The sequence below is a fragment of the Achromobacter sp. 1014246743 genome (assembly GCF_059760725.1).
In genome coordinates this window covers 49,885-63,925 of the sequence record NZ_JCBANA010000003.1, presented here as the reverse complement: position 1 = coordinate 63,925, position 14,041 = coordinate 49,885, and the positions used below count along the sequence as shown (strand labels likewise).

Sequence of the window (14,041 nt, the reverse complement as noted above, 5' to 3'; positions counted from 1 at the left end):
GCGGTACGGCGTCTGCCACCGAGGCCCTAGGTCGTCGTCTGGACGTGCAGACGGCTGGTCTGGCAGCGGTGCAGCGCGCGGTAGTGTTCCAGCGGCCGGCCATTGGCGCCGTAGGCGATGGACTCGATGCGCAGCAGCGGCTCGGGCTCGGTCATGCCCAGCAGCGCGCAGGTTTCGGCGTCGGGCAGCACGGCATCGATCCAGCGCTCGGCGCGCACGATGCGCAGGCCATACTGGCGGCGCAGCACGTCGTACAGCGAACGATTTTCCAGCCGGGTGCGGTTCAGCCCCGGCGCCAGGTCGGCGGGCACCGCGGTTTCCACCAGCAGCTGCAATTCGCCGTCCACGCTGCGCAGGCGTTTCAGCGCCACGACCTGCCCGTCGTCGCTCAAGCCCAGCGACGTAGCCTCGCGCTCGGTGGGTGCGCGCAGTTCCTGCAGCAGCACCTGGGTGCGCACCGTGCGGCCCTTGCGCTCCATTTCATCCGAGAAGCCCAGCACCGTCGAGACGAAATCCTCGTCGCGTTCGCGCGCCGACACAAACGCGCCCTGCCCGCGGATCTTGTAGATCAGGCCGTTGCGCACCAGGTCGGCCAGGGCCTCGCGCACCACGATGCGCGAAATGCCGTACTGCTCGCCGAATTCGGCCTCGGTCGGCAGCTTGGCGCCGACGGCCAATTCGCCTTGCAGGATCTTGCCGCGCACCACGTCGCGGAACTGGGCCCACAACGGGGCGCCGGCGCTGCGGTCCAGCACGGTGTCTTCGGTAGGGGTCGAGCTGCTCATATCGTGACGGGACTGGAAATCGAAACGGGAAACAAAACAAAGTGCCGGTCGCGCAAGGTGGCGATGCAGGCCTGCAACTCGGCGTCGTGGCGCGCGGGGCTCCAGCCCAGCTCGGCCGCGGCGATACCGGCCAGCTCGGCCGCCAGCGCGGCGGTCATGCGGCCACGAATGGCCAGCAGCGTGCGGCGGATCACCAGGTCGGCCAGGTGCTGCACGGCCGTGTCGCGGCACAGAAAGCGGACTTCCGGGGCCGAGTATTCCGGCGCGTGCTTCAGCGGCGCATCGCCCTGGTCCGCAAAGCCGCGCGCCAGCGCCCGCGCCCCCGAACCATACCGGCTGACCAGTTCGGCCACGCGCGTTCGGTTCAAGCCGCTGGCCGCCTGGATGTCATCCAGCAGGCGGTCCAGCCCTGGCGCATCGGCCGGCATGCCGGCGCCGCCACCGATGGCCAACTGCTCGGTGGACTGCGCGCGGGTGCGGCCCAGTTGCGCCAGCACCGCGTCGGCCGCCAGTTGCGCCAGCGAACGGAAGGTGGTCCATTTGCCGCCCACCAGGCAGATCAGCGGCACATCCCGCGAGGCATTCGGCGGATCGATCACCACCGCGTGGTCGCGCGAGATCTGGCCCGGCTTGTCGGCATCCGATTGGGCCAAGGGCCTGACGCCGACGTAAGTGTAGACCACGTTGCCGCGGCCGAAATCCAGCCGCGGGAACACCTCGCGCAGCACGTCCAGCAGGTAGTCGATCTCGGCCGAATCGGTGGCCGCCTGGTCCGGATCGTCCACCGGAATGTCGGTGGAGCCGACCAGCACGCGGTCCAGGAAGGGGTACACGATGCAGACCCGGCCGTCGGACGCCTCGAAATACGCCATGCGGCCGCGCAAGGCATCGCGCAGCGCCGGATGATCCAGGATCAGGTGCGAGCCCTTGGTGCCCATCACGCGCGAACCCTGGCCTTGCAGCGCACCGGCCGAACGGTCCAGCCACGCGCCGGTGGCATTGACCACGGTGTCGGCGGTGACCTGCACCGATTCGCCGGTGAGCGCATCGCGCAGGGTCACCGTGCGCCCCTGGCACGCCGTGACGCGGCAGTAGTTGGACGCAACGGACTCGGACTGGTCGCGGTGGCCGTCGCGGATCAGTTCCAGCACCAGCCATTCGGGGTGGCGGATCCAGGCGTCGTAGTAGGTGGCCGTCCAGCGCACCGCCGCGCCGAACAAGGCGCCGTCTGCCGCCGCCACGCGTGCAATGCGGTGTTCCGGCATGACGCGCTGGCGCCGGCCCAGGCGGTCGTACAGGCGCAGCCCCAGCCCCACCACGCACAGCCCGCGCGCGCCCGGCGAGGCGCGCAGGCCCGCAAAGCGCAGCACGCTGCCCACCAGGCCCCCGAAGCGGCTGGACAGCGGCACCACGGTTTCCAGCGGCCGCACCAGGTGGGCGGCGTTGCGCAAGAGCAGATTGCGTTCGCGCGTGGCCTCGGCCACCAGCGAAAACGCGCCGCTTTCCAGGTAGCGCAGGCCGCCATGGATCATGCGCGACGGCGCGCTGCTGGCGCCCGCGGCGATGTCGCCCTTGTCCACGATCAGGCAGTCCACGCCTTGCAGGCACAGGTCGCGAAAGACGCCCGCGCCGTTGACCCCGGCGCCGACGATGACGGTGGAAAAGTGCCGGCCAGCGAGCTGGGCGGGACGCCGGTAAGGGGTATCGACAGCGGGTGGCGTGGCGGTTGCCGTACCCGCTGCGGGTATACCGGCGGCGCTCATCGCGCGGCTCCCGTCACCTGCGCGAAAGCCGGCGCCATGCTGTCCACCAGCGCATGGAATTCGGCATAGAAGTCGGCATGCGCCGACCGTTGGGCGGGATCCGGCTCGACCCGCTCGCACGGCGCCGGCAGGCAATCCGCCGCGCCCTGCGACAGCGCCGCGTAGCCCGCCGCGCCGCGTGCACCGGTTTCATCGTCGCCGCAGCGTTCCACCGCGTGGCCCAGCAGGCCCGCCAGCAACTGCGCCATGCGGCGGTCGCGCGCGCCGCCGCCCAGCGCGGCCACCCTGCCCGGCACGCCCAGCCCCTGCGCCGCCAGGCGTTTCAGATGCCAGGCATGCCAGGCCGCCACGCCATCCACCACGGCGCGGGCCATGTGGGCGCGAGTGTGGTGGCCTTGCAGCCCCACGAACCCCGCGCTGGCCCCCGGCGGCCAATTGCCGCCATGGATGAACGGCAGGAACCGCAGCCCCTCGGCCCCCAGGGGCACCGACATCGCGCTGTCGACCACCGCGGCCGCATCGGGAAATTGCAGCGCCCGCGCGGCCCAGGCCACGTTGGCCATCGACGACGGGCTGTTCTCAAGATAGAGCCGGCGGTCGGGGTCGCCGAAACGCACGATGGCGCCGACCTGCGGCTTGGGTTCGCGCGCGGGCGCCACCACGGCATTGACGCACCAGGTGCCCAGCACCGCCACCGCGTGGCCCAGGCGCTCGGCGCCCACGGCCCGCAACGACGCCAGCAGATCGATCGCGCCCAGCGCCACCGGCACGCCCGCCGGCAAGCCGAAGGCGGCCGCGGCCGACGCCGACACCTGCCCGACCACCGATCCAGCCGTGAGAAGAGGCGCCGCCTGCCCATGCAGGTCGGCCACCCCCGCGGCCTCGAAGGCCATTGCCGACCAGCCGCCGGTCTTAAGATTCAACAGCCCCGCCGTGCTGGCGTCGCTGGCATCGGTGGCGACTTGGCAGGTCAGCAGAAACGCCAGGTAGTCCTTGGCGAACAGCAGGTGCCGCGTGCGGCCGCGCAGCGTCGGATCGGCCTGGAAACGTTCGGCGGCGATCAGCGACGACTGCCCCGACCACGGTCGGCAACCCACCTCGTCATACAGCGCATCGCCCAGCCGCAGCCCCAGCGCGCGGGCGCGGGCCGCGGCGCGCTGGTCGGTCGAGGCGACCGCGCCCCCGCCCAGCAAGCGGCCACCTTCGTCCAGCAGATACAGGCCCGCACCGTGGCCCGTGCAACTGAGCGCGCGCAGATCGCGCAGGCGCTCGCCCAACTGTTGCGCCACGCCTTGCAAGGCATGCGCCAGCGCCGCTTCGATGGCATCGGCCGCCAGCTCGCACCCGCCCTGCGGCAGTTGCCGGTAAGGCAATGCCCCGCCCGCGGCCGCCAGGGTGGCCCCGCTCCCGGCTTCGAAGGCAACCGCCTTCAAGCCCGTGGAGCCCATGTCTATCCCGAGGTAGATGTCTGTTCTCATGTCATAACATTGTCTACGGAAATTTTCGGCAGGATAGCAGTGTTTCCCCTAGTAATCTAAAAATTTCGGCTGCCCTATAGTGCTGTCGATGTCATAACAACGAATCGATCATTTCAGGTCGATCGGCAGGTTCCCCGGGCCACAGGGCCGTTGGTTGCATCCATGCAAGTCAAGGAGCGGAGACATGAGACGAGATTTCCTGAAGACCGTGGCGGCGGCGGGCGCGGGCCTGGCCAGCGCCAATGCCTTTGCACAGGCCACGCCGCAAGCCCCCGGGCTGCGCGGCAACCCTGACGACGTCTACGTGATGAACGTGATGGTGTCGGGGGTGGAGTACTGGTTCCCCGTGTACGAAATGATGAAGCAGCTGGGCCAGTCGCTCGGCGTACGCACCCGGTATTCCGGCACGCCCGAATATGACGTCAACAAGCAACTGGCTTCGTTCGAGCAGGAACTGGCGCGCAAGCCCGCCGGCATCCTGCTGCACCCGATGAACCCGGACCCGTTCATCGAGCCCATCAACCGCGCCGCGGCCATGGGCATCCCGGTGGTGACGTTTGCGGCCGACTCGCCCAATTCCAAGCGCGTGTCGTTCGTGACGTCCGACAACGACCGCGAAGGCGCGCAGGCGGCCGACGCCATCGCCGCGGCCCTGGGCGGCAAGGGCGAATACGCCGTGCTGGAGAACCCCGGCCAGGACAACCATGACCGCCGCATCGCCGCCTTCATCAACCGCATGAAAACCAAGCACCCCGGCATGAAGCTGGTGGGCCGCGCGGCCAGCAACCAGGACCCCAACAAGGCCTACCAGGCCACGCTGAGCCTGGCGCAGGCCAACCCCGGCCTGGGCGCGCTGTTCATGCCCGAGGCCAATTCCGCGCTGGGCGCGGCCCAGGCCAGCATCGAAACCAAGAAGAACATCAAGGTGCTGTGCTGCGACGTCAACGCCAAGATCCTGGACATGATCAAGTCCGGCGAGGTCTACGGTTCGGTCAACCCCAACCAGGGCGTGCAGGGCTACATGGGCATGATGCTGCTGTTCCTGGCGCGCAACCAGCAACTGATCGACCCCATGAACGACGCCAAGCGCAACGGCAGCAACCCCATGGCCGTGCCGTTCCTGGACAACGGCCTGTCCATCGTCAGCAAGGCCAACGCCGACGACTTCTATTGGGACAAGTACCTGGCGCGCCGCGGCACCAAGGGCATCAACGAATGACGCCCGCCGCGCCCCTGCTGGCACTGCAGGGCATCAGCAAGCGCTTCGGCGCGGCGCAGGCGCTGGCCGGCGTGCACTTCTCGCTGCAACGGGGCGAAATCCATGCCCTCTGCGGCGAGAACGGCGCCGGCAAGTCGACGCTGATGAAAATCATCGACGGCATCCATGCGCCAGATGCCGGCGACATCCTGCTGGAAGGCCAGCGGGTCGTCATCGACGGCCCGGCCCACGCCATGCGGCTGGGCATCGGCCTGGTACACCAGGAAATCGCGCTGTGCGGCGATGCCACCGTGGCCGAAAACCTGTTCATGCCGCACATCAACACGCAACCGCGCGCCTGGATGGACTACGCCGACCTGAAGCGCCGCGCCACCCAGGTGCTGCGGCGACTGGGCCAGGACATCGACCCGGCGCTGCGGGTGGACCAACTGGGCATTTCCAGCCAGCAACTGGTCGAAATCGCCCGCGCCCTGACGCTGGACTGCAAGGTGCTGATCCTGGACGAGCCCACCGCGGCGCTGACCGAAGTGGAATCGGCCGCGCTGTTTCGCGTGCTGCACGGCCTGAAGGCGCAGGGCATCGGCATCATCTACATCAGCCACCGCATGGCCGAGATCTTCGAACACTGCGACCGCGTCACCGTGCTGCGCGATGGCCGCGACGTGCATTGCGCCGCCATTGCCGACATGACGCCGGACACCCTGGTGCGCAGCATGGTCGGGCGCGACCTGGGCAACTATTACCCGCCCGGCCAGGCCGACACCGGCAAGCCGCCCGAGATCCTGCTGGATGTACAGGACATCGACGACGGCGCACGCGTGCACGGCATTTCATTCCGCCTGCGGCGCGGCGAAATCCTGGGCATTTCCGGGCTGATGGGCGCCGGCCGCAGCGAACTGGCCGAAACCGTCTGCGGCCTGCGGCGCGCGCGCCAAGGCACGGTCAGCCTGCGCGGCAAGCGCCTGCGGCTGCGCCGCTATGCCGACGCGCTGCGCCATGGCATCGCCTATCTCAGCGAAGATCGCAAGGCCGCCGGCCTGTTCCTGGACATGCCGATCGAACAGAACGTGTCGTCCATGGCGCTGGCCCGCATCAGCAGCCGCTTCGGCCTGTTGCGGCGCACGGCCGAACGCCAGCTGGCCGTCGACCTCGGCACGCGGCTCAAGCTCAAGTCCGCCGGCGTGGGCCAGGAAGCCGCCTGCCTGTCGGGCGGCAACCAGCAGAAGGTGGCCATCGCCAAGCTGCTGGCCACCCGCCCCGCCGTGCTGCTGATGGACGAACCCACGCGCGGCGTCGACGTGGGCGCCAAGTCCGAAATCCACCACCTGCTGCGCGAGCTGGCCGACCAGGGCGTCGGCGTGGTGGTGATTTCATCCGAATTGCCCGAAATCATCGGCCTGTGCGACCGCGCGCTGGTGATCCGCAACGGCAGGCTGGCCGGCGAGCTGGCCCGCGCCGACATGACAGAAGAAAAGCTGCTCAGGCTGGCCTCGGGCCTGGGCGCACAGGAGACGGCATGATGACCGACCTACCCTCCCCGCAATCCGCCGGCGCGGCGCTGGCGCCCCCTGCCCGGGCCGCCGACGCGCCGCCGCGCCTGCGCCACCGGCTGGCCAGCCTGCGCGAAGCCGGCCTGCTGCTGATCATTGCCGCGCTGTGCATCGTGATGAGTTTCGCCTCGCCCCACTTCCTGACCTGGGAGAACGTGCGGGCGATGCTGCTGTCGTTTTCCATTGAAGGCATCGTGGTGGTCGGCATGACCTTCCTGGTCATCGTTGGCGGCATCGACCTGTCGGTGGGCTCGGTGGTGTGCCTGGCCATGGTGGTGACCGGCAAGCTGTTCCTGATGGGGCTGGACCCGTGGACAGCCGGCCTGGCGGCCATTGCCGCCAGCGCCGCGGTGGGCGCCCTGATCGGCGGCTGCGTCACGCGCATCGGCCTCTCCCACTTCATCGCCTCGCTGGCCTTCATGGTGATCGTGCGCGGCCTGTGCCTGGCCATCACCCAGGGCACGCCGCAGTCGCTGTTTTCCTTGCCGGCCCAGTTCAAGTTCATCGGCCAGGGCACCATTGCCGGCATTCCCGCCGTGATCCTGATCTTCGGCGCCATCGTCGCCCTCAGCGACTTCGCCCTGCGCCGCTCGGCCCTGCTGCGCAAGGTGTTCTATACCGGCAGCAACGAAAAGGCCGCGCTGTATGCCGGCATCCGCACCGGGCGCGTCAAGTTCTGGGTCACCGTGCTGTGCTCGGCGCTGGCCGGCCTGGCCGGCGTGGTGTACACCGCGCGCTTCGGCGCCGCCACGCCCACGTTCGGCGTCGGCATGGAACTGAACGTCATCGCCGCCGTCGTCATCGGCGGGGCCAGCCTGAAAGGCGGTTCGGGCACCGTGCTGGGCGCCGTGCTGGGCCTGGCGCTGCTGTCGGTGGTGACCAGCTCGCTGATCCTGCTGGACGTGTCGCCGTACTGGCAGGACGTGGTCAAGGGCCTGATCCTCCTGGGCGCCGTCACCGTCGACCATCTCATGAACGTCAAGAAAGGACACCGATGAACACCACCACGCTGGGCACTTCCGGCATCCGCTGCCAGACCGTGGGCCTGGGCACCTGGGCCATGGGCGGCTGGATGTGGGGCGGCAACGACGATGCCGCCGCCATCGACGCCATCCGCGCCTCGCTCGATGCCGGCGTGCAGCTGATCGACACCGCCCCCGCCTACGGCCTGGGCCACGCCGAAGACCTGGTCGGGCGGGCCCTGGAAGGCCGCCGCCAGCACGCCGTGATCGCCACCAAGTGCGGCCTGGTCTGGCACACCCGCCAGGGCCGCCACTTCTTTGACGAAGACGGCCAGGCGGTGCACCGCCACCTGGGGCGCGCGTCCATCTTCCATGAGGTCGAGCAAAGCCTGGCGCGCCTGCGCACCGACTACATCGACCTGTACATCACCCACTGGCAGGACGACACCACGCCGGTGGCCGAAACCATGGATGCCCTGCTCGACCTGAAGCGCCAGGGCAAGATCCGCGGCATCGGCGTCAGCAATGTGGAACCCGACATCCTGGCCGAATACCTGCGCCACGGCGCGGTGGACGCCATCCAGGAACGCTACAGCCTGATCGACCGCGACATCGAATCCACCCTGATGCCGCTGTGCCGCGAACACAACGTCGGCATGCTCGGCTATTCGTCGCTGGCGCTGGGCCTGCTGGCCGGCCCCATCGACCCGGCGCGCCAGTTCGGCGGCGACGACCAGCGCGCCGGCAACCCGCGCTTTTCCACTGCCAACCGCACACGGCTGCACGCGTTCTTCCAGGACCTGGAACCGCTGCGCCGGCAACTGGACTGCACCCTGTCGCAGTTGATGATCGCCTGGACCACCCGGCCCGGCGGCGTCACCGTGGCGCTGTGCGGCGCCCGCGACGCCCGCCAGGCCACCCAGAATGCCCGCGCCGCCGCGCTGCGCCTGGAACCCAACCATATCGCCGCCATCGATGCGGCCGCCCAGCGCCATCTGCAAGCGCTGGACTGACCCCGGAGCCCCCCCCATGCCGCACCTTAAACAAGCCCGCCTGAACCGCCTGCTGAACGCCGGCCGCTGCCTGGACATCGCCGTGGACCATGGCGTGTGCAACGAGCCCAGCTTCCTGTCCGGGCTGGAAGACATGCCCGCCGTCATGGCCCAGTTGCTGGCCGCCGGCCCCGACGCCATCCAGCTGAACTACGGCCAGGCCGACCTGCTGCAACAGCAACCCGGCCGCGACAAGCCCGCCCTGGTGATGCGCCTGGACATGGGCAACCCCTACAACGCCACCATCCACCGCGTCATGTGGGCGGTGCTGCAGAACGAACAAGACCCCGTGCTGCCCGCCGTGCAGATGGACGCGGCCTGCGTCGTGGTCAACCTGTTCATGCTGCCCGGCGAACCCGACCTGTTCCGCCAATGCGTAGCCAACATCGCCCGCGTGCGCGCCGACTGCGACCGCTACGGCATGCCCCTGATGATCGAACCGCTGGTCATGGCGCCGCACACCGAGCGCGGCGGCTACATGGTCGACGGCGACGCCGAAAAGATCGTTACGCTGGTGCGGCTGGCGCGCGAAATGGGCGCCGACATCGTCAAGGCCGACCCCACCACGCATGCGCAGGATTTTCATCGCGTGGTGCAGGCCGCCCGTTGCCCGGTGCTGGTGCGCGGCGGCGGCCGCGAAGACCTGCGCCAGGTGTTTGGCCGGTCGCGTGAACTGCTGGACCAGGGCGCCGTGGGGCTGGTGTATGGCCGCAACGTCTACCAGCACGCCGACCCGTCGGCGGTGGTGCGGGCGCTGATGGCAATGATTCACGACAACGCCGACGCCAGACAGGCCTGGGACATCTACGAAACCGGCAGCCGGTAAGGCCGACGCTGGCGCCAGCCGATTCCCCAGGCGCCAGCCGCCAGCCCCGCGGCCACGCCAAACGCCACCCCCATCCCCCGCGCCACCGCCTCGGGCGGCGCCGCCGCCAGGTCCGCCGCCCCGGCGGCCAGTGCAAACACCGCCCCCATGGCCGAAGCCCCGGTCACCAGCCCCAGGTTGCGCGACAGATTCAACATGCCCGCCACCACGCCGCGCTGATGCGCGTCGACATCGGCCAGGACGCCGGTATTGTTGGCCGCCTGGAACACCGCGTAGCCGACCGTCAGCACGACAATCGGCCCCAGGTAACCCGCCACCCCCAGCGCTACGGGAAGCGCCGCAAGCAACGCCGCGCCCGCGACCATGGCCGCCAGTCCCAGCCGCGCAATCCGTGCCGCGCCATGGCGGTCCACCAGACGGCCGGCCGGCACGCCGCACACCGCGCTGACCAGCGGCCCCACCGACATCACCCCCCCGGCCGCGGCCGCGCCCAACCCCAGCGCCTGGGTCAGATAAAACGGGCCGACCACCAGCGTCGCCATCATCACCGTGGACACCAGCGCGTTCATGGCCAGGCCGGCCGCCAGGCCGCGATCGCGCAGCATGGCCGGACGCACCAGCGGGGCCGCCACCCGCGCCTGGACCCGCAGGAACAGCCATGCGCCCGCCCCTGCGACCCATAGCAAGCCGATGTTCAGGCCGCCGAATTGGCCGCGTCCCGGCGTCATCGCCAGGGCATAGGCCGCCAGCGCGACGCCCAGCACGACCGTCCCGGCCACGTCGAAGCCCAGGCCAGCCGTCCTTTCGCGGTCCGCCGGCAGATGACGCGCCGCCAGCACGATGGCCAGCAGGCCCAGCGGCAAGTTCGCCAGGAACAGGAAGCGCCAGCCCAGCGCCGCGATCAGCACGCCGCCCAGCGTCGGCCCCAGCGCGGTGCCCACGGCCGACATCGTGCCCAGCAGCCCCATCGCGCTGCCCGTCCGATGCTTGGGCAGGATGTCGCCCACGAACGCCATCGACAGCGCCATCATCACGGCCGCGCCCGCTCCCTGCACGGCCCGCGCCGCGATCAGCAGCCCAAGCGTGGGCGCCAGGCCGCACAACGCCGACCCCACGGTAAACACCGCGATGCCCCCCAGCAACAGGCGCTTGCGCCCCCACTGGTCGCCCAGGCGGCCGGCGCCGACCACGCAGACCGTGATCGCCAGCAGGTAGGCCAGCACGATCCACTGCACCTGCGGGAACGGTGCGGCGAAGGCCTGCGCCAGCGTCGGCAGCCCCACGTTGGCGCTGCTGGTGCCCAGGGACGCCAGCAACAGGGACAAGGACAGGCTGGCCAGCGCCCAGGCGGGGTGCCGGCCGGCGGCCGGGTTCGGGTTCGGGTTCGGGTTCGACAAAGTTGGCGACATGGCTTTCTGCGAAGGTTGGCATCGGAACGGACCGCCCGACGTGCGTCGAACAGACCTGCCCCCCAGCGTAGGCCCGCCCCCACCCTGGCGGAAGACGCAGCATTTGCACTTTATCCATGCACCAGACGCCATCCCATGCCTGCGTCGTGATAACGTCGCGCCATGTCCCGCCCCGACCTCAACCTGCTGCTGACGCTGGACGTGCTGCTGGCCGAAGGCAATGTCGCCCGCGCCGCGCGCCGCCTGCACCTGAGCCCGTCGGCCATGAGCCGGGCGCTGGCCCGCCTGCGCGACACCACCGGCGACCCCTTGCTGGTGCGGGCCGGCCGCGGCCTGGTGCCCACGCCGCGCGCCATCGAACTGCGCGAGCACGTGGCCCGGCTGGTGCAGGAAGCCCACGCCGTACTGCGCCCCGCCGAACTGCTGGACCCTTCCCGGCTGGCGCGCACCTTCACGCTGCGTACCAGCGACGGCTTCGTGGAAAATTTCGGCGGGGCGCTCATTGCGCTCGCCGGCCGCGAGGCACCCGGCGTCACGCTGCGCTTTGTCGCCAAGTCCGACAAGCACAGCGCGCCCCTGCGCGAGGGCACCGTCGACCTGGAAACCGGCGTGGTCGGCGCCGCCAGCAGCCCCGAGATCCGCACGCGCGCCTTGTTCCGCGACAAGTTCATCGGCGCCGTGCGCGCCGGTCATCCCCTGGCCAAAGGCAAGATCACGCCGGCCCGCTACGCCGCCGGCCAGCACGTGCTGGTGTCGCGGCGCGGGCTGGACAAAGGCCCCATCGACGAGGCCCTGGCGGCGCTGGGCCTGACCCGGCACGTCGCCACCCTCGTGGCCGGCTTTTCCGACGCGCTGGCGCTGGCGCGCGGCAGCGATCTCATCGCCAGCGTGCCCGAACGCCACACCGGCAACCTGCGCGCCGGCATGCACAGCTTTGCACTGCCCGTCGACACGCCCGCCCTTACCGTGTCCATGCTGTGGCATCCGCGCATGGACGCCGATCCCGGGCACCGCTGGTTGAGGGAATGCGTACGGCAGGTCTGCGCGCCGTAAGGCCGGCGGTCAGGGCGGCCGACGGCGCTCCCCCGACCGACACGATCGCGCTACGCCCGCCGCCTGATCCGGTCCGGCCACTGCAAGGACTGCTCGCGGAATTCCTGCGGCGGCATCTCGTAGGCGCGGCGGAACGCCCGCGCAAAATCAGACGCGCTGCCAAACCCCAATCCGTAGGCAACTTCCATCACCGTCAGGTGCGGATAGCGCACCAGTTCCTCGGCCGCCAGCCGCAACCGCAGGTTGCGGATATAGGTGCCCAGCCCGCCCTCGTGCTGGAACATCCGGTACACCGTCGGGCGCGGCAATCGCAGCGCCTGCACCACGGCTTCCGGCGTCAGCCCGGCCTGGTGCAGATTGGCCTGGATGTAACGCCGCACCTCGCCGAACATGGCGGCCCGCGCCGCCGCGCGGGCATTGCCGGACAACCGGGCATCCCGGCCGAACGCCGCCAGCAAGAGGCGCACGCAGGCGGTGATGTCGTCCTGGGCCTGCGCCGCGCGCAAACCGCGCACCGCCTGCGCCAAGGCCGAGGCCTGCCGCAGCGCCAGCCGGACCAGCGGTGTAGCGTCCCGCAGCATCCGGCCATGCAGCGCCTCAGGGTCCGGAAACACCTCCAGCACCATGTCCGCCGGCACGAAAAACGTCAACATGCGGCAGGCGTGGCGCCGCATCCGTACCGGCTGGCCCAGATCCACCGCCAGCACCCGTACCGCGCCGCTCTCGTCCGGCGTACGCGGGCCGTTGCGCACGGCGACCTCGTCCACGCTGCCTTCCAGGAACACGTGGAAGGCAAAATCTCGGATGTTGTCGCGTGAAATGCGCACCAGCGACCGTTCCAGGCGCATGGCATCGGAACGGCAATCCGTGAACATCAGGGGGCCGACCCGAAAGCGGTCGATCGAGGCCTGGAAGGGTTGCTGCAGCGCATCCCGGCTGGGCAGCACATCCACCACATGCCCGACCTGCTCGCGCCACGCCAGGAAACGGCGTTCGGGAGCCTGCGCCGCCACATCGAAATGATGGTGGACGATATCGGGCGTGGCGGACGGGGCCGGGCCGGTCAGGAAAGCATTGGGGTTCATGCTTGAGGGTCGCTGCGCGGGTGGGCTGCAGGCTGGGCTGTGCCGAGCATAACAAAAAGTGAATACCCGTGGATTACCCTCAAACTGAGACGCACGGTATAGCCGTGCGACCAACAGTATCTACTCTGGCCGCGAGTTCCCGCAGCAGTTCGCGGACTCGGGCCGAAGTACCGCAAGCCGGCGGGGCGCCGCAAGCAGGTTTCTCGTGCGACGCCGCACCGCTATTTGGCGCATTCCCCTGCCCTGGGGAATGCGCTTTTTTTATCGGCGGGCACGGCGCAAGAAGCGTCGGCCGGCGAAACGGCTACCATACCGCCTTTGCCCGTTTCAGCTGCCTCATCACTGCCATGCCCAATCTGGTATTTCGCCCGCCCCGACCCGCCGACGTCGATCGTTGCTTCCAGATCGAGACCACCGCCTACGAAGGCGACGAAGCCGCCACGCACGCCAAGATCGCCACCCGCATCGCCCAGTATCCCCAGGGCTTCCTGGTGCTGGAGGCCGACGGCCAGATCGTCGGCTTCATCAACAGCGGCTGCGCCCACGACGTGGTCATGTCGGACGAGGCGTTCAAGGAACTGGTCGGCCACGACCCGGACGCGCCCAACGTGGTGATCATGTCCGTGGTGGTCGACCCCGCCCACCAGGGCAAGGGCTATTCCACCCGCCTCATGCACGCCTTCGTCGATCACGCCCGGCAACGGGGCAAGCAGGCCATCCACCTGATGTGCAAGGAACGCCACGTCGAGCTCTACCGCAAGCTGGGCTACCGCTACGTGCGGCCCTCGCCGTCCGACCATGGCGGCATGGCCTGGCATGAAATGGTGATGGACCTGTAGGCGTCTGCCCCCTGCGGCTG

12 protein-coding genes are annotated in these 14,041 nt (G+C 69.7%); 7 read left to right on the top strand and 5 right to left on the bottom strand.

The genetic code is table 11. The annotated features are described in order from the left end of the window. Positions 1 to 26 precede the first annotated feature (26 nt). The 3 genes from AC6LJ2_RS02360 to AC6LJ2_RS02350 are packed head-to-tail and all read right to left on the bottom strand — an operon-like array spanning position 27 to position 4,026. Complete coding sequence (locus tag AC6LJ2_RS02360; protein ID WP_498150667.1) at positions 27 to 785, bottom strand: GntR family transcriptional regulator; 759 nt, start codon at positions 783 to 785, stop codon at positions 27 to 29. Beyond that, positions 782 to 2,548: a glycerol-3-phosphate dehydrogenase/oxidase gene (locus AC6LJ2_RS02355; protein WP_498150666.1), complete on the bottom strand. Its 1,767-nt coding sequence runs from the start codon at positions 2,546 to 2,548 to the stop codon at positions 782 to 784. Before AC6LJ2_RS02355 ends, AC6LJ2_RS02360 begins: the two co-directional genes overlap by 4 nt. After that, the gene (locus tag AC6LJ2_RS02350) at positions 2,545 to 4,026 is read right to left on the bottom strand and encodes an FGGY family carbohydrate kinase (RefSeq protein WP_498150665.1); all 1,482 of its coding nucleotides are present in this window, start codon (positions 4,024 to 4,026) and stop codon (positions 2,545 to 2,547) included. The genes AC6LJ2_RS02355 and AC6LJ2_RS02350 overlap by 4 nt, the downstream gene beginning before the upstream one ends. 184 nt (positions 4,027 to 4,210) lie before the next feature. On the opposite strand from AC6LJ2_RS02350, the gene AC6LJ2_RS02345 reads away from it, so the two are divergent. From AC6LJ2_RS02345 to AC6LJ2_RS02325, 5 genes are read left to right on the top strand one after another with little or no spacing between them, the layout of a single operon-like run. Beyond that, entirely contained in the window at positions 4,211 to 5,245 is a 1,035-nt protein-coding gene (locus AC6LJ2_RS02345) for a substrate-binding domain-containing protein (protein ID WP_445656662.1), read from the top strand. Further along, on the top strand, positions 5,242 to 6,765 hold the full coding sequence (locus tag AC6LJ2_RS02340; protein ID WP_445656663.1) for a sugar ABC transporter ATP-binding protein: 1,524 nt from the start codon (positions 5,242 to 5,244) through the stop codon (positions 6,763 to 6,765). The genes AC6LJ2_RS02345 and AC6LJ2_RS02340 overlap by 4 nt, the downstream gene beginning before the upstream one ends. Next, a complete protein-coding gene (locus AC6LJ2_RS02335; RefSeq protein WP_445656664.1) occupies positions 6,762 to 7,793 on the top strand; it encodes an ABC transporter permease in 1,032 nt (343 codons plus the stop codon). Before AC6LJ2_RS02340 ends, AC6LJ2_RS02335 begins: the two co-directional genes overlap by 4 nt. Beyond that, positions 7,790 to 8,770, top strand: coding sequence for an aldo/keto reductase (locus AC6LJ2_RS02330; protein ID WP_498150664.1), 981 nt, complete (start codon positions 7,790 to 7,792; stop codon positions 8,768 to 8,770). Before AC6LJ2_RS02335 ends, AC6LJ2_RS02330 begins: the two co-directional genes overlap by 4 nt. 16 nt (positions 8,771 to 8,786) lie before the next feature. Next, positions 8,787 to 9,635, top strand: coding sequence for a class I fructose-bisphosphate aldolase (locus AC6LJ2_RS02325; protein ID WP_445656666.1), 849 nt, complete (start codon positions 8,787 to 8,789; stop codon positions 9,633 to 9,635). On the opposite strand, the gene AC6LJ2_RS02320 is transcribed toward AC6LJ2_RS02325, so the two are convergent. Continuing rightward, a complete protein-coding gene (locus AC6LJ2_RS02320; RefSeq protein ID WP_498150663.1) occupies positions 9,614 to 11,044 on the bottom strand; it encodes an MFS transporter in 1,431 nt (476 codons plus the stop codon). The two genes, AC6LJ2_RS02325 and AC6LJ2_RS02320, sit on opposite strands and share 22 nt — an antisense overlap. A gap of 162 nt (positions 11,045 to 11,206) precedes the next feature. Between AC6LJ2_RS02320 and AC6LJ2_RS02315 the strand changes: the two genes are divergently transcribed. Then, a complete protein-coding gene (locus tag AC6LJ2_RS02315; RefSeq protein ID WP_263914434.1) occupies positions 11,207 to 12,097 on the top strand; it encodes a LysR family transcriptional regulator in 891 nt (296 codons plus the stop codon). Positions 12,098 to 12,147: 50 nt separating this feature from the next. Here AC6LJ2_RS02315 and AC6LJ2_RS02310 read toward each other — a convergent pair whose 3' ends face one another. Further along, on the bottom strand, positions 12,148 to 13,182 hold the full coding sequence (locus tag AC6LJ2_RS02310; protein WP_498150662.1) for an AraC family transcriptional regulator: 1,035 nt from the start codon (positions 13,180 to 13,182) through the stop codon (positions 12,148 to 12,150). Positions 13,183 to 13,529: 347 nt separating this feature from the next. On the opposite strand from AC6LJ2_RS02310, the gene AC6LJ2_RS02305 reads away from it, so the two are divergent. Continuing rightward, a complete protein-coding gene (locus tag AC6LJ2_RS02305) occupies positions 13,530 to 14,021 on the top strand; it encodes a GNAT family N-acetyltransferase (RefSeq protein ID WP_498150661.1) in 492 nt (163 codons plus the stop codon). Positions 14,022 to 14,041: the final 20 nt, after the last annotated feature.